Source organism: Mesorhizobium sp. M1334 (assembly GCF_040317995.1).
GTDB lineage: Bacteria > Pseudomonadota > Alphaproteobacteria > Rhizobiales > Rhizobiaceae > Mesorhizobium.
This window is the reverse complement of the sequence record NZ_JAMYLM010000038.1, coordinates 1-24585: the sequence shown is the minus strand read 5'-3', so window position 1 is coordinate 24585 and position 24585 is coordinate 1. Positions and strand designations below refer to the sequence as shown.

At 63.8% G+C, this 24585-nt stretch carries 19 protein-coding genes and 3 pseudogenes; all 22 read left to right on the top strand.

Annotated elements, in window-relative coordinates; translation table 11 throughout:
- The first annotated feature begins 47 nt into the window (after positions 1 to 47).
- Complete coding sequence (locus tag NKH17_RS31530) at positions 48 to 1337, top strand: cytochrome P450 (RefSeq protein WP_352973324.1); 1290 nt, start codon at positions 48 to 50, stop codon at positions 1335 to 1337.
- Between the two features lies 1 nt (position 1338).
- Positions 1339 to 1646: pseudogene (locus NKH17_RS31525) on the top strand (ferredoxin).
- Entirely contained in the window at positions 1633 to 2478 is an 846-nt protein-coding gene (locus NKH17_RS31520) for an SDR family oxidoreductase (protein WP_352973322.1), read from the top strand. The pseudogene NKH17_RS31525 and the gene NKH17_RS31520 overlap by 14 nt, the downstream one beginning before the upstream one ends.
- Positions 2478 to 3821, top strand: coding sequence for a cytochrome P450 (locus NKH17_RS31515; RefSeq protein WP_352973320.1), 1344 nt, complete (start codon positions 2478 to 2480; stop codon positions 3819 to 3821). Before NKH17_RS31520 ends, NKH17_RS31515 begins: the two co-directional genes overlap by 1 nt.
- A gap of 154 nt (positions 3822 to 3975) precedes the next feature.
- A complete protein-coding gene (locus NKH17_RS31510) occupies positions 3976 to 4968 on the top strand; it encodes a polyprenyl synthetase family protein (RefSeq protein ID WP_352973341.1) in 993 nt (330 codons plus the stop codon).
- A gap of 149 nt (positions 4969 to 5117) precedes the next feature.
- A complete protein-coding gene (locus tag NKH17_RS31505; protein ID WP_352973318.1) occupies positions 5118 to 6668 on the top strand; it encodes a hypothetical protein in 1551 nt (516 codons plus the stop codon).
- Positions 6665 to 7564: a terpene synthase family protein gene (locus tag NKH17_RS31500; RefSeq protein ID WP_352973316.1), complete on the top strand. Its 900-nt coding sequence runs from the start codon at positions 6665 to 6667 to the stop codon at positions 7562 to 7564. Before NKH17_RS31505 ends, NKH17_RS31500 begins: the two co-directional genes overlap by 4 nt.
- Before the next feature lie 79 nt (positions 7565 to 7643).
- Entirely contained in the window at positions 7644 to 8699 is a 1056-nt protein-coding gene (gene fni / locus NKH17_RS31495) for a type 2 isopentenyl-diphosphate Delta-isomerase (protein WP_352973339.1), read from the top strand.
- Between the two features lie 54 nt (positions 8700 to 8753).
- Positions 8754 to 9919 (top strand): annotated as a pseudogene (locus NKH17_RS31490) (NAD(P)/FAD-dependent oxidoreductase).
- A gap of 93 nt (positions 9920 to 10012) precedes the next feature.
- Positions 10013 to 10446 (top strand): annotated as a pseudogene (locus NKH17_RS31485) (transposase); the annotation flags it as partial.
- Between the two features lie 314 nt (positions 10447 to 10760).
- Positions 10761 to 11087, top strand: coding sequence for a helix-turn-helix domain-containing protein (locus tag NKH17_RS31480; RefSeq protein WP_352829864.1), 327 nt, complete (start codon positions 10761 to 10763; stop codon positions 11085 to 11087).
- Positions 11062 to 12318: a type II toxin-antitoxin system HipA family toxin gene (locus NKH17_RS31475; RefSeq protein ID WP_352973314.1), complete on the top strand. Its 1257-nt coding sequence runs from the start codon at positions 11062 to 11064 to the stop codon at positions 12316 to 12318. Before NKH17_RS31480 ends, NKH17_RS31475 begins: the two co-directional genes overlap by 26 nt.
- 486 nt (positions 12319 to 12804) lie before the next feature.
- Positions 12805 to 13698, top strand: coding sequence for a nitrogenase iron protein (gene nifH / locus NKH17_RS31470; RefSeq protein WP_023801970.1), 894 nt, complete (start codon positions 12805 to 12807; stop codon positions 13696 to 13698).
- A gap of 98 nt (positions 13699 to 13796) precedes the next feature.
- Complete coding sequence (gene nifD / locus NKH17_RS31465) at positions 13797 to 15299, top strand: nitrogenase molybdenum-iron protein alpha chain (RefSeq protein WP_352973312.1); 1503 nt, start codon at positions 13797 to 13799, stop codon at positions 15297 to 15299.
- 127 nt (positions 15300 to 15426) lie between these two features.
- On the top strand, positions 15427 to 16968 hold the full coding sequence (gene nifK / locus NKH17_RS31460) for a nitrogenase molybdenum-iron protein subunit beta (protein WP_352973310.1): 1542 nt from the start codon (positions 15427 to 15429) through the stop codon (positions 16966 to 16968).
- A gap of 63 nt (positions 16969 to 17031) precedes the next feature.
- Positions 17032 to 18522, top strand: coding sequence for a nitrogenase iron-molybdenum cofactor biosynthesis protein NifE (gene nifE, locus NKH17_RS31455; protein ID WP_352973308.1), 1491 nt, complete (start codon positions 17032 to 17034; stop codon positions 18520 to 18522).
- A 7-nt stretch (positions 18523 to 18529) separates the two neighbouring features.
- Positions 18530 to 19912, top strand: a complete 1383-nt coding sequence (gene nifN, locus NKH17_RS31450) for a nitrogenase iron-molybdenum cofactor biosynthesis protein NifN (RefSeq protein WP_352973306.1) — start codon at positions 18530 to 18532, stop codon at positions 19910 to 19912.
- Complete coding sequence (gene nifX / locus NKH17_RS31445) at positions 19878 to 20375, top strand: nitrogen fixation protein NifX (protein ID WP_352973304.1); 498 nt, start codon at positions 19878 to 19880, stop codon at positions 20373 to 20375. The genes nifN and nifX overlap by 35 nt, the downstream gene beginning before the upstream one ends.
- A 17-nt stretch (positions 20376 to 20392) precedes the next feature.
- Entirely contained in the window at positions 20393 to 20872 is a 480-nt protein-coding gene (locus NKH17_RS31440; protein WP_352973301.1) for a NifX-associated nitrogen fixation protein, read from the top strand.
- Positions 20873 to 20899: 27 nt separating this feature from the next.
- The gene (locus tag NKH17_RS31435; RefSeq protein WP_352791826.1) at positions 20900 to 21685 is read left to right on the top strand and encodes a response regulator transcription factor; all 786 of its coding nucleotides are present in this window, start codon (positions 20900 to 20902) and stop codon (positions 21683 to 21685) included.
- A gap of 101 nt (positions 21686 to 21786) precedes the next feature.
- Positions 21787 to 22731 (top strand): putative universal stress family protein, encoded by a 945-nt coding sequence (locus NKH17_RS31430; protein ID WP_352973299.1) that lies wholly within the window; start codon positions 21787 to 21789, stop codon positions 22729 to 22731.
- Positions 22732 to 24011: 1280 nt separating this feature from the next.
- Positions 24012 to 24585 (top strand): TlpA disulfide reductase family protein (locus NKH17_RS31425; RefSeq protein WP_352973297.1); only part of this gene is annotated, 574 nt, incomplete at its 3' end.

Below are 24585 nucleotides of genomic sequence, written 5' to 3'. Positions count from 1 at the left end.
GCGCCTGGCGCGCGCCGGTCAGATCAGCCAGCCAACAGGTAACCAAGATGGACGTGCAAGAAACCACGGCAACATGCCGGGACGCCTTCGCCGAACTGGCGTCGCCAGCGTGCATCCACGACCCGTATCCGTTCATGCGGTGGTTGCGCGAGCACGATCCGGTGCATCGCGCGGCGTCGGGCCTCTTTCTGTTGAGCCGCCACGCCGACATCTACTGGGCGCTCAAGGCCACGGGCGATGCTTTTCGGGGGCCGGCACCAGGCGAACTGGCGCGCTATTTCCCGCGTGCGGCGACCAGCCTGTCGCTAAGTTTGCTGGCGTCCACTTTAGCGATGAAGGAACCTCCGACGCATACGCGTCTGCGCCGGCTGATCTCGCGCGATTTCACAATCGGCCAGATCGACAAGCTGAGGCCGACCATCGCTCGCATTGTCGCAGCGCGCCTGGACGGCATGGCGCCCGCACTGGAGCGCGGGGAGGCAGTGGACCTGCATCGGGAATTCGCGCTGGCCTTGCCCATGCTGGTTTTCGGCGAACTGTTCGGCATGCCCCCGGACGACATTCTCGGGCTCATCACCGGCATCAGCGCCATTCTGGAAGGCCTGAGCCCGCACGCCAGCGATCCCCAACTCGCCGCGGGGGACGCGGCCAGCGCCAGGGTGCAGGCCTACTTCGGCGACCTCATACAGCGCAAGCGAACCGATTCCCGCCACGACATCGTGTCAATGCTGGTCGGCGCACACGACGACGATGCCGAGACGCTGTCGGATGCGGAATTGATCAGCATGCTCTGGGGCATGCTGCTGGGCGGCTTCGCCACCACTGCCGCGGCCATCGGCCATGCGGTCCTGGCGATGCTGGCGTATCCCGAACAGCGGCACTGGCTGAAGGGAGATGCCGTGGGGGTGAAGGCTTTCGTCGAAGAAGCCCTGCGCTACGACGCGCCCGCCATGTTCAGCTCCATTCCGCGTATCGCCCAGCGCGACATCGAACTGGGCGGCGTGGTGATCCCGAAGAACGCGGACGTGCGCGTGCTGATCGCGGCCGGCAATCGCGACCCGGACGCCTTCGCCGATCCCGATCGCTTCGATCCCGTGCGGTTCTACGGCACCAGTCCTGGCATGTCGATCGACGGGAAGATCATGCTGACCTTCGGCCACGGCATCCACTTCTGCCTTGGTGCGCAACTGGCCCGGGTGCAGTTGGCCGAAAGCCTGCCGCGGATCCAGGCGCGCTTCCCCACGCTGACATTGGCTGAGCAGCCGACCCGGGAGCCCTCCGCGTTCCTTAGGACGTTCCGCGCGCTGCCGGTGCGGCTGCATGGGCAGGAGGGCTGAGATGCGCGTCCTGGTCGATCAGGATCTGTGCGGAACTACCGGGCAGTGCGTGCTGACGCTGCCGGGCACCTTTCGCCAGCGCGAACCGGACGGCGTGGCCGAAGTGTGCGTGGCGACCGTCCCGCAGGCGCTGCACGCCGCCGTGCGGCTTGCGGCCAACCAGTGCCCGGTCGCCGCCATTCGGGTCATCGAAAGCGACGCTGGCCATGATGAGCGCGCCAGCGCCGATCCTGCGCCCTCTCCGGCGACATCGGGCGGCATGCCGCGAAAGACCAACATAATCAGGGAGGACACGATGGGACGGTTTGAGGGCAAGGTTGCCGTGGTGACCGGCGCCGGCGCCGGCATCGGCAAGGCATGCGCCCTCGCCATCGCGCGCGGGGGCGGCAGAGTGGTGGTGGCCGATATTGATGGCTCGGCGGCCATCGCTTGCACCGCGCAGATCGCGGCTGAAGCGGGCCACGCGCTTGCCCTGGCCATGGACATCGCCGATGAGCAGGCGGTGGCAGCGCTGTTCGAGACGGCGGAGCGGCACTTTGGTGGGGTCGACCTGCTGGTGAACAACGCGAGCGCCATGCATTTGACCCTGCGCGACCGCGCGATCCTCGAGCTGGACCTGGCGGTCTGGGATCAGACCATGGCGACCAATCTGCGCGGCACGCTGCTCTGCTGCCGGCAGGCCATCCCACGGATGATCGCCCGCGGCGGTGGCGCGATCGTCAACATGTCGTCGTGCCAGGGGCTCAGCGGTGACACCGCGCAGACGTCCTACGCCGCGTCGAAGGCGGCGATGAACATGCTGTCGGCGTCGCTCGCCACCCAGTACGGTCATGCGCAGATCCGCTGCAACGCGGTTGCGCCGGGTCTCGTCATGACCGAGCGTCTCCTCGCCAAGCTGGACGAGTGCATGCAACGGCATCTGCGCCGGCACCAGCTCCTGCCGCGCGTCGGCCGCCCCGAGGACGTGGCGGCGCTGGTGGCGTTCCTGCTCTCCGACGATGCTGCGTTCATCACCGGCCAGGTCGTGTGCATCGACGGCGGCATGCTGGCGCATGTGCCGACGTACGCCGACGGTGGCAACAGCTGCGCCGCGCGGCCTGCCGGCGACACCGCCGAAGCGGCCGCGGCGGCGCGCTGCTGATGGACATGCTGCTCAACCCGCTCAACCGTCGGCACCGGCTGCGATACGACATCCCGGTCATGCCCGGCGCTTTCCCCCTGGTCGGGCATCTTCCCGCCATCGTCTGCGACCTGCCGCGCCTGCTGCGGCGCGCGGAACGGACGCTGGGCAGCCACTTCTGGCTGGATTTCGGCCCTGCCGGACATCTGATGACCTGCGTCGATCCGGATGCATTCGCACTGCTCAGGCACAAGGACGTGTCCTCGGCGCTGATCGAAGAGATCGCGCCCGAATTGCTTGGCGGAACGTTGGTCGCCCAGGACGGCGGCGCGCACCGGCAGGCGCGCGATGCGATCAAGGCGGCGTTCCTGCCCAAGGGGCTGACCCAGGCCGGCATCGGCGACCTGTTTGCGCCCGTCATCCGGGCGCGGGTGCAGGCGTGGCGCGACCGCGGCGAGGTAACCATCCTGCGCGAAACCGGCGACCTGATGCTCAAGCTCATCTTCAGCCTCATGGGAATCCCCGCGCAGGACCTGCCGGGATGGCATCGCAAGTACCGGCAACTGCTGCAGTTGATCGTCGCGCCACCGGTCGACCTGCCCGGACTCCCCTTGCGGCGCGGCCGCGCCGCCCGCGACTGGATCGACGCGCAGTTGCGCCAGTTCGTCCGCGACGCGCGCGCGCATGCCGCGCGCACCGGGCTGATCAACGACATGGTGAGCGCCTTCGACCGCAGCGACGATGCGCTCTCCGACGACGTCCTGGTCGCCAATATCCGCTTGCTGCTGCTTGCCGGTCACGACACCACTGCCTCGACGATGGCCTGGATGGTGATCGAGCTGGCGCGGCAGCCTGTGCTGTGGGACGCCCTGGTCGAGGAGGCGCATCGCGTGGGCGCGGTGCCGATCCGGCACGCGGACCTGGCACAGTGTCCGGTCGCCGAGGCACTATTCCGCGAGACGCTGCGCCTGCATCCGGCGACCACGCTCCTGCCGCGTCGCGCGCTGCAGGAATTGCAACTCGGCCAACGGCGCATTCCCGCGGGCACCCATCTGTGCATCCCGCTGCTGCATTTCTCGACCTCGGCGCTGCTGCACGAGGCGCCTGATCAGTTCCGCCTGGCGCGGTGGCTGCAACGCACGGAGCCGATCCGGCCGGTGGACATGCTGCAGTTCGGTACCGGCCCACACGTCTGCATCGGCTACCACTTGGTATGGCTGGAAATGGTGCAGTTCTGCATCGCCTTGGCGCTGACCATGCACAAGGCCGGGGTGCGGCCGCGGTTGCTGAGCGGCGTCGAAAAAGGCCGGCGCTATTACCCGACCGCACATCCGTCCATGGCGATCCGCATAGGCTTCTCATGAGCTGGCATCGCATGTCCCGTGTGGCGAGGCAGCGGCGCCGGCGAGGCGCGGTATTGCTGCACTCAGCGCACGCGCTCGGTGCGACGCCGGCAACACCGCGGCGGTTTGGCGCCCGCCGTGGCCATATCGTGTCAGGTACAAGGACATGAAAAACATGCAGACCGGTTCCACGCTACACGACGACCGAACTGGCGTTTCCGCGCTCGGCGGATTGGGCGCGCAGGCGCGCGGCGCATCCGGCAGGCTGCTGCCGGAGATCTGGATGCAGGACGGCGCAAAGCGGGTCGAACAGGCGCTGGCGCGTCTTCTCTGCGCCGAAGACGACGGTGAGACCGAGCTGATGGCGGCGATGCGCTACGCCACCTTGCATGGCGGGAAGCGCACCCGCGCCTTGCTCTGTCTGGCTGCCGGCGCACTGGCCGACACGCCGGCGCACATGCTCGACGACGTCGGCGCCGCCATCGAGATGATGCACGCCTGTACCCTGGTCCACGACGACCTGCCCGCGATGGACGACGACGTGCTTCGCCGCGGCCTTCCGACCGTGCACGTAAAGTTCGGCGAAGCCACTGCGATCCTGGTCGGCGATGCGCTGCAGGCGCACGCCTTCCTGACCCTGGCGAGCCTGGATGCGCCGGGCGACAACCGTATCGCGCTCGTGCGCGAACTGGCGCAGGCCGTGTCAGCCGAGGGTGCCGCAGGCGGGCAGGCCATGGATCTGTCGCTGGTCGGAAAGCACGGCGAACTGGATAGGATCCTGGAGATGCACCGGATGAAGAGCGGAGCGCTAGTGCGCGCGTCCGTTCGCATGGGCGCCCTATGCGCCATCGCGGAGGAGGCCGCGCACGCTGCGCTGTACTGTGCGCTCGATCGCTACACCGCCTGTTTAGGGCTGGCGTTGCAGGTGATCGACGACATTCTCGACGCGACAGCGGATACCGCGACGCTGGGCAAGACCCCCGGTAAGGACGCGGCGGCGCAGAAGCCGACCTGCGCGTCGATCATGGGGCTGCAGGCAGCGCGCCAGTTCGCGCTGGATTTGTTGCGCGACGCCGGGGAGGCCATCGTCCCGCTGGGGCCGCGTGCGGAACGGTTGGCGCAGATGCTGCAGCGGGCCAACGTGTATCTGTCCGCGCCATACGCATGAGCGCGCCCGTCCGCATGGAGTCGCCCCTGTGCTGCTGCGATCGGCCGGCGGCAGCGGTGCATGCTGCACTGTGCCCGAGCCGGCGACGACGTGCGCGGCGTCTGCTCGATCCTGGTTCTCGTTAACCCTCTGCAGAAGGAACATCCCGCGTGAACGCGCTGTCCGAACAGATCCTTTCCGAATTGCGCCACCTGCTGAGCGAGATGAGCGACGGCGGCAGCGTCGGCCCGTCCGTCTACGACACTGCGCGAGCTCTGCAGTTCCACGGCAACGTCACCGGTCGGCAGGACGCGTACGCGTGGCTCATCGCGCAGCAACAGGCCGATGGCGGATGGGGAAGCGCGGATTTCCCACTGTTCCGCCATGCGCCCACCTGGGCGGCGTTGCTCGCATTGGAGCGTGCGGATCCTCTTCCCGGCGCTGCCGACGCAGTCCAGGCTGCAACCCGGTTCCTCGAGCGCCAGCCCGATCCCTACGCGCATGCGGTGCCGGAAGACGCTCCGATCGGCGCGGAGCTGATCCTGCCGCAGTTGTGCGGCGAGGCCGCATCCTTGCTGGGCGGCGTGGCGTTTCCGCGCCACCCGGCGCTGTTGCCGTTGCGGCAAGCGTGCCTGGTCAAGCTGGGAGCGGTGGCGACGTTGCCGAGCGGCCATCCGTTGCTGCACTCCTGGGAAGCCTGGGGGACGTCGCCGACCACCGCATGCCCGGATGACGACGGCAGCATCGGCATCAGTCCGGCGGCCACCGCCGCGTGGCGTGCGCACGCCGTGACACAGGGGAGCACGGCCCAGGTCGGACGCGCCGACGCGTATCTGCAGGCGGCATCGCGGGCGACGCGCAGCGGCATCGAAGGTGTCCTTCCCAACGTCTGGCCGATCAATGTATTCGAGCCATGCTGGTCGCTGTACACCCTGCATCTGGCCGGGCTGTTCGCGCATCCCGCGCTCGCCGAGGCGGTGCAAGTGATTGTCGCGCAGCTCGACGCCCGCCTGGGCGTGCGCGGTCTGGGCCCGGCCTTGCACTTCGCGGCCGATGCGGACGATACCGCCGTTGCGATGTGCGTCCTGCGCCTTGCAGGCCGCGACCCGGCGGTCGATGCGTTGCGCCATTTCGAAATCGGCGAGCTGTTCGTCACCTTCCCCGGCGAGCGCAATGCCTCGGTGTCGACCAACATCCATGCCCTGCATGCGTTGCGACTGTTGGGAAAGCCCGCCGCCGGCACCAGCGCCTACGTCGAGGCCAATCGCAACCCGCACGGTCTATGGGACAACGAAAAATGGCACGTTTCGTGGCTGTATCCGACCGCGCATGCGGTCGCTGCGCTGGGGCAAGGCAAGCCCCAGTGGCGCGACGAGCGCGCGCTGGCGGCGCTCATGCAGGCGCAGCGCGACGACGGCGGCTGGGGCGCCGGTCGCGCGTCCACATTCGAGGAAACCGCCTATGCGCTGTTCGCGTTGCACGTGATGGACGGGAGCGAAGAGCCGACAGGGCGCCGGCGCATCGCGCAGGCGGTGGCGCGTGCGCTGGAGTGGATGCTCGCCCGCCATGCGGCGCATGCATTGCCGCAGACGCCGCTGTGGATCGGCAAGGAACTGTATTGCCCCACCCGGGTGGTGCGCGTGGCCGAACTCGCCGGGTTGTGGCTGGCCCTTCGTTGGGGGCGGCGCGTCCTGGCCGAGGGAGCAGGAGCGGCGCCATGATCCAGACCGAACGCGCGCTGCAGCAGGTGCTGGAGTGGGGGCGTTCCCTGACCGGGTTCGCCGACGAGCATGCCGTGGAAGCGGTCAGGGGCGGCCAGTACATCCTGCAGCGCATCCACCCCAGCCTGCGCGACACCAGCGCCCGCACCGGCCGCGATCCGCAGGACGAAACGCTGATCGTGGCGTTCTATCGCGAACTGTCGCTGCTGTTCTGGCTCGACGATTGCAACGACCTTGGCCTGATCGCGCCGGAGCAGCTCGCCGCGGTGGAGCAGGCGCTGGGGCAGGGCGTGCCGTGCGCGCTCCCCGGATTCGAGGGCTGCGCTGTGCTGCGCGCTTCGCTGGCCGCGCTCGCCTACGATCGTCGCGACTATGCTCAGCTTCTCGACGATACCCGGTGCTACTGCGCGGCGCTGCGCGCCGGACACGCGCAGGCGCGGGCGGAACGCTGGTCCTACGCCGAGTACCTGCACAACGGCATCGATTCGATCGCCTACACGAACGTGTTCTGTTGCCTGTCCTTGCTGTGGGGGCTGGACATGGCGACCCTGCGCGCGCGTCCGGCGTTTCGCCAGGTCCTGCGGCTCATCTCCGCGATAGGGCGCTTGCAGAACGATCTGCATGGACGCGAAAAGGACAGGTCGGCCGGCGAGGCCGACAACGCGGCGATCCTGCTGCTGCAGCGCTATCCGGCTATGCCTGTGGTGGAGTTCCTCAACGACGAACTGGCCGGCCATACGCGCATGCTGCACCGGGTGATGGCGGAAGAACGCTTTCCCGCGCCGTGGGGACCGTTGATCGAGGCCATGGCGGCCATCCGCGCGCAGTACTACCAGACCTCGACCAGCCGCTACCGCAGCGACGCTGCGGGGGGAGGCCAGCGTGCGCCGGCCTGAACGCGCGGGAGGCGGGGGCGTGCGCGCGCTGCCGTCGGTCCGATCCGACGCAACGCCGCCGCCCGATGCGACGGACGGAGTGAGCGTGAGCGACACCGCCCTGAGCCGGCGCAAGGACGACCATCTGGACATCGTGCTGGATCGGCGAACGGCGTCGGCCACGGTCGCCGCCGGCTGGGAGTACATCCGTTTCGAACACTGCGCATTGCCCGAGTTGGACCTGACGCAGATCGACCTGCGCGCCTCGCTGCTGGGCAAGACCATGCGCGCGCCGCTGCTGATCAGCTCCATGACCGGCGGCATGCCACGCGCCGACGCCATCAACCGGCATCTGAGCGAGGCAGCGCAAGCCTTGGGGATCGCCATGTGCGTCGGTTCGCAGCGCGTGAGCCTGCAATCCCGCAACTCCCAGGGGCTGACGCGCGCGCTGCGCCGCCTGGCCCCAGACATTCCCTTGCTGGCCAATATCGGTGCCGCGCAACTGTGCGAGGCCGACGGCCTGGACCTGGCGCGCCGGGCGGTGGATGCGCTGGAGGCCGATGGACTCATCGTCCATCTCAATCCGCTGCAGGAAGCGGTACAACCGGAGGGCGACCGCGACTGGCGCGGCGTCCTGGCGCAGATCGCTCGCGCCGCGCGCAGCGTGGGCGTGCCGATCGTGGCCAAGGAAGTGGGGTCGGGCCTGTCCGCTTCGGTGGCCTGTGCGCTCGTCGACGCGGGCGTGGCGGTGATCGATGTCGCCGGCGCCGGCGGCACCAGTTGGGCCGCGGTGGAGGGCGAGCGCGCCCGCGATGCCGCCGACCGTGCAGTGGCGATGGCGTTCGCCGATTGGGGGATTCCGGCCCCGGCCAGCGTGCAGGCGGTACGTCGGGCGCTGCCAATGGTGAAGCTGATCGCGTCGGGCGGGATCCGCGACGGCGTCGACGTGGCCAAGGCCATCCGCCTGGGCGCGGACATCGCCGGGCAGGCGGCCGGCGTGCTGCGCGCAGCTACGATATCCACCGAGGCGGTTGTCGCGCATTTCGAGATCGTCATCCGCCAGTTGGCCGTCGCCTGCTTCTGCACCGGCTCGGCTGATCTGGCGGCGTTGCGTCAGGCGCGCTTGTTGCCCTCGGCACATCTGCCCACCGGTTGATGCCGGCATCGCCCGCACGTGGCGGCGGGCGCCTAGAACTGGAGAAGTGAAAAGGTGCATTACGACATCGTCATCATCGGCGGAGCCATCGTCGGCTCCTCGGTCGCCTATTATCTGCGCGAGGAAGGGTTTTCGGGCTCGATCGCGCTTGTCGGGCGCGACCCGCAATTTTCCCGCGCCGCGACCACGCTGTCCTGCGCCTCCATCCGCCAGCAGTTCTCGATCCCGGAAAACATCCGGCTGTCGCAATTCACGCTGAAACTGTTCCGGCGGCTCAGGGAAGAGTTTGGCGCGGACGCCGATATCGGCTTTCGCGAAGGCGGCTACCTCATCCTTGCCGGCGAGAACGGGCTGCCGATCCTGCGGGCCAACCACGACGCGCAGATGGCCGAGGGCGCCGACATCGTGCTCGAGGATGCCGAGGCGCTCGTCCGCCGCTTTCCGTGGCTGTCGGTCGAGGGCATTTCCGCCGGCGCCTATGGCCGCAGCGGCGAAGGCTGGTCGACGCGCATGCGATGCTGATGCTGTTCCGCAAGGCACTGCGAAGCAAGAACATCGATTTCATCACAGCGTCGGTGACCGGTATCGAGCGGCAGGGGAAGCGCGTCGCCGGTGTGACCCTCGACAATGGCGAGCGGCTCGAGGCCGGCACCGTCGTTAACGCCGCCGGGCCGAATGCCGGCAAGGTGGCAGCAATGGCCGGGCTGGCGCTGCCGGTGGAGCCGCGCAAGCGCAATGTCTTCGTCTTCGAGGCGCGCGAAAAATATGACGACATGCCGCTGCTGGTCGACCCGAGCGGCATCTATGTCCGGCCGGAGGGCTCGGTCTACATCACCGGCGGCGCCGAGGCGGAAGAGGGCGAAGGACCGGCCGACCCCGGCGATTTCGACCCCGACTGGCCGCTGTTCGAAGAGGTGATCTGGCCGGTGCTGGCGACCCGCATTCCGGCCTTCGAGGCGATCAAGCCGACGCGCGCCTGGGTCGGCCATTACGACTACAATACGCTCGACCAGAACGCGGTGATCGGTCCACACCCCGAGGTCGCTAATTTCCTCTTCGCCAACGGTTTTTCCGGCCACGGCCTGCAGCAGGCGCCGGCGGTCGGCAAAGCGCTGGCCGAACTGATCGTGCATGGCGGCTATCGCACGGTGGATTGCTCGGCGTTCGGGTACAGCCGTGTCGCTGAAGGGCGAGCGTTCAGGGAGCTGAATGTGATTTGAGCAGGAAGGGCGGGTGCGCCGCGACGGTGATGCTGGACGGACAGAGGGGGGCGAAGGAACGCAACACGGCGGTCGATGGCCCAAAGCTGGCGAAAACAGCCGGCCAGGGCCTGCCGCGAACGGAATGATTTTGTGATGATCGTGGCGCTCGATCCGCCGCATTTCCGGACGATCAGCGACTTCCGCAAGCGGCATTTGAAGGCGCTCGAGGCGCTGTTCGTGCAGGTTCTGAAGCTGTGTGAGACGGCAGGATTGGTCAAACTCGGCCATGTCGCGCTGGATGGCACGAAGATCAAGGCGAACGCGTCGAAACACAAGGCGATGAGTTATGGGCGCATGAAGAAGCGCGAGCTGGAATTGAAAGCCGAGGTCGCTCGCATGCTGACGGCGGCCGAGGCCGCGGATGCCGAGGAGGACGTGACTTCGGCAAGGACAAGCGCGGCGACGAGATGCCGGATTGGGCCGGCGACAAGCAGTACCGGCTGGCCAAGATCCAGCAGGGGATGGCGTCGCTGGAAGCCGAGGCCAAGCTGGCGGCGCAAGAAGAGCGCCGGATCGAGGCCGAAAAAGAAGAGCAGCGCCAGGCCGCATGCCGCAAGAAGCCTGGCAAACCGGCGGCGGCGCCATCAGAGGAGCCCGGTGGCCATAGCAGCTGTTCTCGGAGGAACGCCGTTCGCTGTGCGGCGCTAAAGCCTGAGAGATCCTCGAAGAAGGATTGATCTCTTTGCATATCATTGTCTTCATATGATACGCGAACAGATCACAAAAGTTTTGACTTGCCCGCTGGGTGAGATACCTTTGCGTATCATCACGCATTGGAATAGATCGTATACGTATCATGATGGACTCTGAATCGGAAATTCTGCGCGCAATCGGTGGGCTTTTCAGGCAGGCGAGGCTGGCCGCTGCCATGACGCAGGAGCAGGTCGCTGGCTTGGCGGGTATATCCCGTCCCCGCTATCGCGACATCGAAAAGGGAGCCGCAGCGGCGCGTGCGACGACGCTCATGAATATCGCTCGCGCGCTCGGTCTGGAAATGATGCTGGTTCCGCAAGTCATGGTGCCGGCTGTCCAGGCTCTATTGCGTCCGCATGATGATGACGATCGACCCGCCTTTGTTTCTCAACCTGACGATGACGATCATGGCTCCAGTCTTTCGCGCACCTAAGACGATCCCGTCGCTGGACGTGCACTTGAACGCATTGAAGATCGGCACAATCGTTAGGACGCCGGGCGATTTCAATGCATTCAACTTCGATGAGGCCTACCGCGCGACGGGCGGCTTTCCGGTTTTCAGCCTGTCGTTCCGGGCAGCGACGGGAGGATTGCGGAAAGATCCGAAGCCTCTGGCGGGCGCCTTGCCCGCTTTCTTCGCGAACCTCCTACCGGAGGAGAAATTGCGCGAGGCGATGGAAAAGCACCACGAAGGCAATGTGCGGCCAGGCAATGATTTCGATCTTTTAGCGGCGCTGGGCGCCGATTTGCCGGGAGCCGTACGGGCGTTGCCCAGTGACGGCGCGATAGCGGTTTCGCAGGATGCTTCAAAGGATAAGCCCAAGGCACGGTTCTCACTTGCCGGCGTGCAGATGAAGCTGTCGGTCATGAAGAACACTGGAAAAGGCGGCGGCCTGACCTTGCCGATGGACGACGAGGAAGGCCGATACATCGCCAAGTTCCCTTCGACGGCGTTTCCAGGCGTTTCCGAAAATGAATTCGCTAACCTGGCGTTGGCTGCAGCGATCGGCATGGAGGTGCCTGAACGCGAACTTGTCGAGAAGTCCGATTTCGAGGATATTCCCGAGGAATTCAAGACGCTGTCAGAGGGCAAGGTCCTTCTCGTCAAACGCTTCGATCGCGGCGCTGAGGGCGAGAGGATTCACATCGAGGATTTCGCTCAGGTCTTCGGTGTGTATCCCTCGCGCAAATATGAGGGGGCCGCTTATCACGACATAGCCTTGGCCCTTGGCGTGGCCGTCTCGCCTACCGCAGCTCTCGAATTCGTCCGCCGCCTGGCGCTGACGGTCATCACTGGCAATGGCGACATGCACCTCAAGAACTGGTCTTTGATTTATCCCGGCAACGGCGACAAGCCGGTGCTTGCACCAATCTACGACGTCCTGTCGACCGTGCCATATATTCCCGCCGACGCCATGGCGCTTTCGCTTGGAGGGGAGCGCTCGTTCAAGGCGCTAGCAGCACCGCGATGGAAAGCATTTGCGAACCGTGCAAGGCTTCCGGAGCCGGCAGTCCTGAAGGCAGTGGTCGAGACCGTCGAACTCGTCAACGAGCACTGGTGGCATCTGCCTGAGCGCGACGTTGTCGCAGCGAAAGTGCTCGAGCGGATCGACGAACATGTGAAGGCGATGACGCCGATACTAAACTCCTGCGCCGATAAGTGAGCCGAGTCCCCTTGGGTTGGTGATATGGCGGAATTATCCCCCCGTGGCCCCGCATGGATGGCCGTGGATCGATGGTATGCCAGCGTGGCGCGCAAGACTCCGCGCACTGTCGATGAGGACACGCGAGACCAAGCACGTCAGCTCGCCGGAACAGAAGAGTTCGCCCATCCCGCAATTAACGTTAGAGGGTCGAGAAGCTGTTCGCCCATCTCAACACAACGATGCGGTTCGAACGAATGCGGTGACTGAGGATCGCGATCCGACGCTTTATGTCGCGATTGTCGGGTCCGCTACACGGCTTGTACCGACGATCCTTTCTTTGGCCTCAAGCTAAATCCCTGAAAAGCAACCATGAAATTATTCTTCGGTTCGATCAGCCAAACTGGCACGAGTCTTGAGATCCTTGGGTGCGAGGCGGCGACAGCTGCCCGACCGGCATTCATGTCGCGGCAGCCGCGATGAATGGAACGAAGGAAGGAAAGCTACATGTCAGGTTTGCGTCAGATCGCCTTTTACGGCAAGGGCGGCATCGGCAAGTCCACCACCTCCCAAAATACGCTCGCCGCCCTTGTCGACCTCGGGCAGAGAATCCTCATCGTGGGCTGCGACCCCAAAGCCGACTCCACCCGCCTGATCCTGAACGCGAAGGCGCAGGATACGGTCCTGCACCTCGCGGCAGAGGAAGGTTCGGTGGAAGACCTGGAACTCGCGGACGTGCTCAAGGTCGGCTACAAAGGCATTAAATGCGTGGAGTCGGGCGGCCCTGAGCCGGGTGTCGGCTGCGCCGGCCGCGGCGTGATCACCTCGATCAACTTCCTCGAGGAGAACGGTGCCTACGACGATGTCGACTATGTCTCCTACGACGTGCTCGGGGATGTGGTGTGCGGCGGTTTCGCGATGCCGATCCGCGAGAACAAGGCCCAGGAAATCTATATCGTCATGTCCGGCGAGATGATGGCGCTCTATGCCGCCAACAACATCGCCAAGGGCATCCTGAAATACGCCCATTCGGGCGGCGTGCGGCTCGGCGGCCTGATCTGCAACGAGCGCCAAACCGACCGCGAGCTCGACCTCGCCGAAGCGCTGGCTTCCAGGCTCAATTCCAAGCTCATCCACTTCGTGCCGCGCGATAACATCGTCCAGCACGCCGAACTCAGGAAGATGTCTGTCATTCAGTATGCGCCGGACTCCAAGCAGGCCGGGGAATACCGGGCCCTGGCCGAGAAGATCCATGCCAATTCGGGCCAGGGCACCATCCCCACCCCGATCACCATGGAGGAGCTCGAGGACATGCTGCTCGACTTCGGCATCATGAAGACCGACGAGCAGATGCTTGCCGAGCTTCAGGTCAAGGAAGCGGCCAAGGCGGCCGCACAGTAACGACCGCTACTGACTGGGGGCGCGGCCTAACCTGGCGCGCCTTTCAAAGAACGGCGCCTCGTCGGTGAGGCGTCACCCTGAACCTTGAAAGGGGTCCCATGAGCCTGGAATACGAGAATGACGGCGCCCTCCATGCGAAGCTTATCGAGGAGGTGCTGTCGCAATATCCTGACAAGGCGGCGAAGCGCCGCAAAAAGCACCTGAGCGTCGCAAAGAGCGGCGACGAGGCTGGCGAGGAAAGCGAGGTCCTTTCCGAATGCGAGGTCAAATCGAACATCAAGTCCATCCCCGGAGTGATGACGATTCGCGGTTGCGCCTATGCCGGCTCGAAAGGCGTGGTGTGGGGTCCAGTCAAGGATATGGTCCATATCTCGCACGGCCCGGTCGGCTGCGGGCAATATTCCTGGTCGCAACGCCGCAACTACTACGTCGGCACGACCGGCATCGACACGTTCGTCACGATGCAGTTCACCTCCGATTTCCAGGAGAAGGACATTGTTTTCGGCGGCGACAAGAAGCTGGAACGGATCATCGACGAGATCGAGGAACTGTTTCCGCTGAACAAGGGCATGACCGTCCAATCCGAATGTCCGATCGGCCTGATTGGCGACGACACTGAAGCGGTGTCCCGCAACAAGGCCAAGGAGCACGAAAAGACGATTGTGCCGGTGCGCTGCGAGGGCTTCCGCGGTGTCTCGCAATCACTCGGCCACCACATCGCCAACGACGCGATCCGCGACTGGGTGTTCGAGAAGAAGGAGGTCGAGTTCGAGGCCAGCCCGTACGATGTCAATGTGATCGGCGACTACAACATCGGCGGCGACGCCTGGGCTTCGCGCATCCTGCTTGAGGAGATGGGCCTGCGCGTGGTCGGCAACTGGTCGGGCGATGCTACGCTGGCCGAAATAGAGCGAGCGCCAAAGGCCAAGCTCAATCTCATCCATTGCTACAGGTCGATGAACTACATCTGCCGGCATATGGAGGAAAAGTATGGCATCGACTGGATGGAGTATAATTTCTTCGGCCCCTCCCAGACCGAAGCCTCTCTGCGCAAGATAGCCAAGCATTTCGGGCCGGAAATCGAGGCCAAGGCCGAGGCGGTCATCGCCAAATACCGGCCGCTGGTCGATGCCATCATCGCCAAGTACCGGCCGCGCCTCGAAGGCAGGACGGTGATGCTCTATGTCGGCGGGCTGCGCCCCCGTCACGTCGTCACGGCATATGAGGATCTGGGCATGGTGATCGTCGGCACTGGCTATGAATTTGGCCATAACGACGACTATCAGCGTACCGGCCATTACGTGAAGAAGGGCACGCTGATCTATGACGACGTGACTGGTTACGAGCTGGAGAAGTTCATTGAGGGGATCCGTCCTGATCTCGTTGGCTCCGGCATCAAAGAAAAGTACCCGGTCCAGAAGATGGGCATACCGTTCCGTCAAATGCATTCCTGGGATTATTCCGGCCCGTATCACGGCTACGACGGCTTCGCCATCTTCGCCCGCGACATGGATCTGGCCATCAACAACCCAGTCTGGAACCTCTACGACGCCCCCTGGAAGAAAAAAGCCGAGCCGTCGGCGGCGATCGCAGCCGAATGAAAACCTGGCCTCCCGTAAGCCGGGAGGCCGTTAAACGCCTGTGGCCCTTTGTCCGCGGGAGACCTGAAACGTTTCGACGTCCCTGTGCCGCCGTATGGGGGGCCAGATGGAGAAGAGGTAACCACCCATGCCGCAGTCGGCTGAAAAAGTTCTCGACCACGCGCCCCTGTTCCGCGAGCCGGAATACAGGCAGATGCTCGCCGAGAAGAGGCTGAATTTTGAATGTCCGCACCCGGACCAGGTCGTTACCGACCACCGCGAATTCACCAAGACGTGGGAATACCGCGAAAAGAACCTCGCTCGCGAAGCGCTTGTCGTGAACCCCGCCAAGGCCTGCCAGCCGCTCGGCGCGGTGTTCGCGGCCGCGGGCTTCGAGCGAACCATGTCCTTCGTCCACGGCAGCCAGGGCTGCGTAGCCTATTACCGCTCGCACCTGTCGCGCCATTTCAAGGAGCCTGCTTCGGCAGTTTCCTCCTCGATGACCGAGGACGCGGCAGTGTTCGGTGGCCTGAAGAACATGGTCGACGGGCTCGCTAACACGTACCAACTGTATGACCCGAAGATGATCGCCGTCTCGACCACTTGTATGGCGGAGGTCATTGGCGACGACCTGCACAGCTTCATCGAGAACGCCAAGGACGAAGGCTCGGTCCCGCGCGACTTCGACGTGCCCTTCGCCCACACGCCAGCCTTCGTCGGCAGCCATGTCGACGGCTACGACGTTACGGTCAAGGGCATTTTGGAGCATTTCTGGAAAGGCGAGGAGCGAACGGAAGCCGAGGCAACCATTAACATCATTCCGGGTTTCGACGGCTTTTGCGTTGGCAACAACCGGGAGCTCAAGCGCCTGCTCGATCTGATAGGCGTGTCCTATACCTTCATCCAAGACGCCTCTGACCAGTTCGACACGCCGTCGGACGGCGAATACCGCATGTACGACGGCGGCACGAAGATCGAAGACGTGAGGAAGGCACTCAACGCCGAGGCGACACTTTCGCTACAGCATTACAACACCCGAAAAACACTGGAGTATTGCGAGGGGGTAGGGCAGGCGACTGCCTCGTTCCATTACCCGCTCGGAGTCCAGGCGACCGACGACTTCCTGATGGAGGTCTCCGCGATTTCCGGCAAGCAAATCCCCGAGGCAATCCGCCTGGAGCGCGGCCGACTTGTTGACGCCATGGCGGACAGCCAATCCTGGCTGCACGGCAAGAAATACGCCATCTACGGCGATCCGGACTTTGTCTACGCCATGGCCCGCTTCATCATGGAGACGGGCGGCGAGCCGACCCATTGCCTCGCCACCAACGGCACCTCGGCATGGGAAGCGGAGTTGAAGGAACTGCTTGCATCATCGCCCTTCGGCAAGGGTGCTCAAGTCTGGGCGGGCAAGGACCTCTGGGCGATGCGCTCGCTGCTCTTCACCGAGCCGGTGGACCTGCTGATCGGCAACTCCTATGGCAAGTATCTGGAGCGCGACACCGGCACGCCGCTGATCCGGCTGACGTTTCCGATCTTCGACCGCCACCATCACCATCGGTTTGCGCTTATGGGCTACCAAGGCGGGTTGCGCGTCCTGACGACGATCCTCGACAAGATCTTCGACAAGCTCGATCGCGAGACAAGGGAGACGGGCGTGACGGACTATTCGTATGACCTCACCCGCTAAGCGTGGCGGCCGCCTCTTCGGTGAGGCCGGTCGTCTTCCCGAGGGACTTTGGAGACCGACGCAATGTCCTCGCTCAGAGCCAAAATCCAGGATGTCTTCAACGAGCCCGCCTGCGAGCAGAACCGCGGCAAGGATGCCAAGGCGCGCAAAAAGGGCTGTTCGAAGCCACTGACCCCCGGGGCGGCCGCCGGCGGCTGTGCCTTCGATGGCGCCAAGATCGTGCTGCAGCCGATCACCGACGTTGCGCATTTGATCCATGCGCCGCTCGCCTGCGAGGGCAATTCCTGGGACAACCGTGGTGCGGCTTCGTCCGGGCCAACGCTGTGGCGCACAAGCTTCACGACCGACCTCACCGAACTCGATGTTGTAATGGGGCAGGGCGAGCGGAAGCTCTTCAAAGCGATCCGCGAGATCAAGGAAGCGTATGGGCCGCCGGCTATCTTCGTCTATCCGACCTGCGTGACGGCGCTGATCGGCGACGACATCGATGCCGTCTGCAAGCGCGCGGCGGAAAAGTTCGGCCTGCCGGTGGTGCCGGTCAATGCGCCGGGCTTCGTCGGCTCCAAGAATCTCGGCAACAAGCTTGCCGGCGAGGCGTTGCTCGAGCATGTCATCGGCACGGTAGAACCGGACGACGCCGGACCCTATGACATCAACATTCTTGGCGAATTCAACCTCTCGGGTGAATTTTGGCTGGTGAAGCCGCTGCTGGATCGGCTCGGCATCCGGGTGCGCGCCTGCATTCCGGGCGACGCGCGTTACTTCGACATTGCCTGCGCGCACCGCGCCCGGGCGGCTATGATGGTGTGCTCGACCGCGCTCATCAATCTCGCCCGCAAGATGGAGCAGCGCTGGGACATCCCGTTTTTCGAGGGCTCCTTCTACGGCATCACCGACACCTCGGGAGCGCTCCGACAGATATCTCAGCTGCTCGTGAAGAAGGGTGCCGATCCGGAAATCCTCGGCCGCACCGAGGCCTTGATTGCAGAGGAGGAGGCGATTGCTTGGAAGAAGCTCGCGGCCTACCGGCCGAGGCTCGAAGGCAAGCGCGTGCTGCTCAACACCGGCGGTGTGAAGTCCTGGTCGGTCGTCCATGCGCTGATGGAGATCGGTATCGAGATCGTCGGCACCTCTGTCAAGAAGTCAACGGTCGAAGACAAGGAGCGCATCAAGCAGATACTCAATGACGACAACCACATATTCGAGCAGATGGCTGCGCGGGAGCTTTACGCCATGCTCTCGGAACACAAGGCCGATATCATGCTGTCGGGCGGGCGCACTCAATTCATCGCGCTGAAGGCCAAGACACCCTGGCTCGATATCAACCAGGAGCGCCAACACCCTTACGCCGGCTATGACGGCATGGTGGAACTCGTACGCCAGATCGACCTCGCCATTCATAACCCGATCTGGTGCCAGGTGCGGGAGCCGGCACCATGGGATTGCCAGCTTGCGGTGAGGGAGGAACTGCCGCGCACGAAAAGCGAGACCGCGACCTTGCATGCTGTCCAGGAATTCACCGGCACGACGGCCGACGATTTCGGCGAGTGTTGAGGAAGCGATGGTGCGCATCCTTCCCCAGACCAAAGCGGCGGCGATCAATCCGCTGAAGTCGTCGCAGCCGCTCGGCGCCGCCTACGCCTTCCTTGGGGTCGACGGCGCGATGCCGTTGTTCCACGGCAGCCAAGGCTGCACCAGCTTCGCGCTCGTGCTCTTCGTGCGGCATTTCAAGGAAGCCATCCCCTTGCAGACCACGGCGATGGACGAGGTGGCGACGATCCTCGGCGGTGCAGACCATCTGGAAGAGGCGATACTCAACCTCAAGGCCCGCACAAAGCCAACGCTGATCGGGGTCTGCACGACGGCGCTGGTGGAAACCCGGGGCGAAGACTGCGCAGGAGATATCGCCAATATCAGGCTGAAGCGCATGGAAGAACTCGCGGGTACGGAGGTGGTGCTAGCCAACACACCGGATTTCGACGGCGCGATCGAAGAGGGCTGGGCCAAGGCTGTCACCGCGATGATCGAAAGGATTACGCGTCCCGGCGAGCAGGCGCGGCAGTCGAAGAAGATCGTGATCCTGCCTGGCTGGAACCTCACTGTGGCTGATATCGAGCATTTGCGTGAGATGGTTGAAAGCTTTGGACTTAAGCCGGTGATCCTGCCGGACGTCTCCGGCTCGCTCGACGGTACGGTGCCCGACCGCTGGATCACGACCACCTACGGCGGCACCAGCGTCGAGGATATCCGCGAGCTTGGCACGGCCGAGCAATGCGTCGTCATCGGTGAACATATGCGCCGCCCGGCCGAGCTGCTTCAGAGGTTGACCGGCGTGCCTTACGTGCTGTTCCGGTCGCTGACTGGATTGAAGGACGCCGACCGGTTCGTCTCTCTGCTATCTGCGGTTTCGGGCGCGGCGGCGCCGGCTGGGGTGCGCCGTCGCCGGGCGCAGTTGCAGGACGCTTTGCTCGACGGACATTTCCATTTTGGAGGCAAGAAAATTGCGATCGCTGCTGAACCAGACCAACTCTACCAACTCGGGAGCTTCTTCATCGGCATGGGCTCCGAAATCGCGGCGGCGGTCACCACGACCGACATGTCGAAAATTTTGGAGGAAGTACCGGCGCAGTCGGTTCAAATCGGCGATCTCGGTGATTTGGAAGCTCTTGGCGCCGGCGCTGATCTTCTCGTCACTCATTCCCACGGCCGCCAGGCGGCGCAGCGCCTCGGCATTCCGCTCATGCGGGTCGGCTTCCCGATCTTCGACCGGCTCGGCAGCCAGCACAAGCTCACAATTCTCTACCAGGGGACCCGCGACCTGATCTTCGAGGTTGCCAACATTTTTGAAGCCAACCGGCACGCGCCGACGCCTGAGGCGCTTGATCCACTCCGTAAGCGAGAAATGCCAGATGAGCTCCGTTCGTCGCCTCTCGCTCGTCACTGACGAGGTTCACGCACCGACGCCGGAACGCCAAGCCGGCGCATTGCGCGTGGCGATCGCCACGCAGGACATGAAGAACCTCAACGCCCATTTCGGGTCGGCCAAGCGCTTTGCTGTCTACGACGTGACGCGCGAGGAGTGGCACCTCGTCGAAGCCGTGGCCTTCGATGACGTTTCCGACGAGAGCGGGAAGCACCGAACTGAGGGCGATGACCGCATCACCCCGAAGGTGGAGGCACTGAAGGGCTGTCATCTGCTGTTTTGTCTGGCGATCGGCGGACCTTCGGCAGCCAAGGTTGTTTCGGCAAAAATTCATCCGATCAAAGTGCCGCAGCCCCAAACCATCCAAGAGGTGCTGTTGCGCACGCAGATGATGCTCAGGACGTGTCCTCCCCCTTGGCTTCGCAAGGTGCTGGCGCAGGCAGGGGTCGCCGTACAGAAACCGTCCTTCGAGGACGAGGACTGAAATGAGGAGTAGGCGAAATGTCTGACGCCGTGGTTAGCCCTGCTGTCGCCGAAGACGAGGCGGCCCTTGCCACCCCGTTCCTCAAATGTCTTGTGCGGCTGGTCCGGGCTCATGATTCCCACGGGTCTTGGGAAGGCAAATCGGACGCCGAGCTGCTGGGCGACTTCATCATCACCAGGGAACAGCGCCGTGCGATCCCGATCATCAGCGATCCCGATCCGGACGTGCTGTGGAGGCTCGAGATGTTTTACACCGCCGTCGGGCTTGCGATCGAGGAGCGCTCCGGCCTGATGGCATCGCCGATGATGGAGATGAGCCATGAGGGTTTCGGGCGCGTGCTTCTCACGGCCGGGCGGTTGGTCGTTGTTTCGAAGACTCTGCGCGACGTCCACCGGTTCGGTTTCGAGACGTTCTGGAAACTCGCCGCGGCCGGTACCAAACTGGCCGGCGATGCCATCGCAGCCATTGAGGCTCATCCCGAGGTGGCGCGGGCGTGATGGAACCGATTTTCGATCAACGGGATCGTGTCAGGCCTTGAGGACATGCGATGGCCAGCCCTCTCAATCGAGGCGGTCGAGGCCGATGTGGTTCTTGGGGTAGCGCTGATGAAGCCACTGGTCCTGATCTGTTCGCAGGATCCGGAGTTCTATCTGGTCCACAGCCACATTCTGGAGGTGGATGGCTTCACGATTCAACTGGCCGGCGGCGTGGAGGAGGCGCTTGCATTGGCCAGTGAACGGGAGCCGAAGGCCGTGGTGCTGGACTGCCAGCCAACAATCGCGACAGGCTCCACAATCTGCGCCCGGCTCAAGGGGGAGCCCCGGACCGGCGGCCTGCCCGTAATTGCGCTGATCGCGCCCGGCGCCGAGAACCAGCACCTCGATCTCTTGAAGGCTGGTATTGACGAGAGCTTTGTGCGGCCCTTCGCGCCGGCCAAGCTGCTTGACTGTCTACGGATGAAGCTGGCGCTGCCAAAGCCGGGTTCGAACGGGATTGAAAACGGCGGCTGGATCTCCTGTGGCGACCTTGAGATAAGGCTCGATGCCCACCGCGTTCGGGGTAATGGCCACGAAGTCCACCTTGGGCCGATCGAGTTCAACCTGCTGCGGCTTTTGCTTGAGACTCCCGGCAAGGTCTTCACCAGAGACGAGCTGATCAGCGCGGCCTGGCCGCCCAATATCCATGTCGGTGTACGCACCGTGGATGTCCATATCAGCCGGCTCAGAAGGGCTCTGAAGGCGGCCTCCCCCTCCAGCGTCATTCGTACCGTCAGGTCGGCCGGCTACTCGCTCGAGTGGCCGGACGGCTGAATAGCGAACGGATGGGGTGCCACTCTCCATCTTCGTTGGAAGGCAAGTCTTGCGGCTTCGAAACGCGCTACGGGCGCGACATACTCAGAGGGAGCAGTCAGATGGCCTTCAAAAGCCTGCTCAGTGTAGCGGGAGCTGACCACTCCGATCGGGACGTCAGGACAGCTGCAAGCTTGTGCGCCGAGGTTGGCGCACATTTGTCCGTCCTGATTTTGTCGCCTCCGCCTCTCATTATGTCGCCTCCGCCGCTAAGCGACGGCATCTCCGAGTGGCCTACACAACGCGCGCACGCCATTGCCGCACTGGAAAAACGGTACAGCCAAATCGAGAGATTTTCACAGGACATGGCCAGACTGGAAACGACATCCAGGGAAATTCACAAACTGCTGAGAGCCACGTGGCGGTGCTATGATGTCGATATTGCCAACTGCGATCAGGCCAGCGTCGGTGATGCGGTGCGACAGCGGGCGCTCTGCAACGACCTGACAATCGTCGGCCCCGCACTTCTCAACGACATTAACCTCGGACCCCTTGTTATCAACGGCAGCTTGTTTGATACCGGAAAGCCGGTGCTTGTCGTGCCGGAGGGCGCTGAGGCGACTCTGTCGCCACGGCGCGTGCTGGTCGGCTGGGATTCGCGAGTCGAGGCGTCCCGTTCGGTTGGGGAAGCGCTGGATCTGCTAGCCGGTGCTGAGGAAGTTCGCGTCGCATTAGTCGATCCGGAGGCGACCTGCACCGGAAACGGTACCGAGCCGGGAGCCGACATCGCTGCCTATCTCACTCGGCACGGTGCTTGGGTGTCGGTTGACCGGCTGGCGAGCGCCGGCAAACCAGTGGCCACGGTGCTCGCGCAGCACGCAATCGACACGTCTGCCGACATGATAGTGATGGGCGCTTATGGCAGGCCGACGGCTGCGCGAGCGGCTCTTCGGTGGCGTGACGAGATGGATAGTGGGGAAGCCGCCATTGCCGCTGTTTTTGGCTCGCTGACGGGTTTTGAAGCAGCACCGATGCTGTTCGAAGCTCTACTCCCCTGGGTATCCTGATGCCAAGTCGGAGAAAGGCCGCGGCAAACGCGCAAGTTTCGCGAAGCTCCTCGGAGCCAATCTGCACGCGCCGTCGCCGAGAACATCGCGGACGTCTCGCGTTCGGGGTTCTGCTCGACCGAGATGATCCGTAACGCGGAGACTAACGGCCGGCAGAGGTACAGGCGCTCCTCAATGCAGTCAAAACCGGGGCTTCGCAGGTCGGCGTCAGGTCGAGAAAGAGCGTCGTTTCAGCGCGGCAGGCCGCGTTCGGACCGTAGCCGCATCGTATTGGCGTTATCACGATTTCCCTCACCACTGGCCGGGAGCTGACCACCGCAACAGCCGTGCAGTGGCCAAGGCACCGCCCTTCGAGTCGGGACGTCGGGCTCTTGCCGGCGTCGGCGCGAACGATGGCATCAATCGCCTTGTCATCTCTGGGATGGTAGCCCGGGTTAGTGGCGGACAGCCGCATCTCCAGCGTTTCCCGTTGGTCCGGCCCAACCTGCGTGGGGACCGAGCGGTCTTTGGCCGGTCATTCCGACAACACTCACATTCGCACCTGGCGGTCCCTGTAGGGCCTATGCACAGGGACACAGAATGACAAAAGCAGGGATCCGGGAGAGTTCACCGGGCCGGCACATGCCGGCACTCATCTGGCCCTCTTCGCCACGATCGTCATCGTCAATCTGGTGATGACGGTACTCGCGACCCGCAGCTGGACATGACCGGGCGTCGTGAAGAACTCCTGCGTCGCCAGCCAGTAAATCAATCGCAAAGCGGAAGGGTAGGGCAGAGGCGATGCTCGGATGGAGCGGCCCTGCAATCGCAATGGCGTTCCGCTACCACCTGAGCGACCGAGATGGCAAGAAGCTCAAGCAAGGCTTGAGGCGGACGATGATGACGAGCCTGGCGGTAGCCAACGACGTCACGATGTCCATCTGCTCGTCCATCAGCCCGAACATAGGTCGAGTCGTCCGTGGCCACGCTTCTCTGGAGACGCGAAGCGCGTGATGCGTGTCCAAGACCTGACAGTGGCAGAAAACATGTCGCGTCCGATACAACCGGCTATCTTGGGCACCCGGAGGGTTTTTAAGTCAATCAAGCATTTACTGCGCGCTGAGCGCGTTGGCACGGCCTTTGCGAATTGAGATTCAGCAACACTGAGTGAAGGCTGACTGCACGCAGATGCGCAAGACGAGCGATGCTCTCCCTTCCTTGAACCCTCGTGCCCCGTCTCAAAGGGGGAACAAGCTCGCGCATAAGGTCACGCAACCTTTGCAACAGCTTTGGAGAGCAACATGGTAGTGCAACTGGGGTCACCGGCTCCTTCGATCAAAGTGGAGGACTGGCTGCGTGGCGAGCCCCTTGCGAACTTCCAGCCCGGCAAAGTCTATATCGTCGAATTTTGGGCAACTTGGTGCGAACTATGCATGGCGGAGATGCTCGATCTGATGCGGCTCCAGGAAAAATACAGGGACAGCGGACTTGAGGTCGTCGGCGTCGCGGCTAATGAAGACGCTCCAACGGCCGTTGAGGCTCGCACCAAGTTGAACGCGTGGCTGACCGAAAAGTGCTCGCATCTGAACTATCGGATCGCGTTCGACTACACAGGTGAAATGAATAAGCTTTGGAGCGAACTCAGCTTTTCCGTCGGGATTCCGACCTCGTTCGTGGTCGACCGAGACGGCCACATCGCCTTTATCGGTCATCCCAGCCAACTCGATAAGGTTTTGCCGAAAGTGCTCAACGGCAGCTGGCGCATCAGAGATAAAGCTCACATGAGGAGTGATGCGTCAAGGCAAGTTCATTTGTCCATGGCGAAACCTTTCAGGGTGCTTCATCGGTATCCAAAGTCTGAGCCATTTCGCTCGA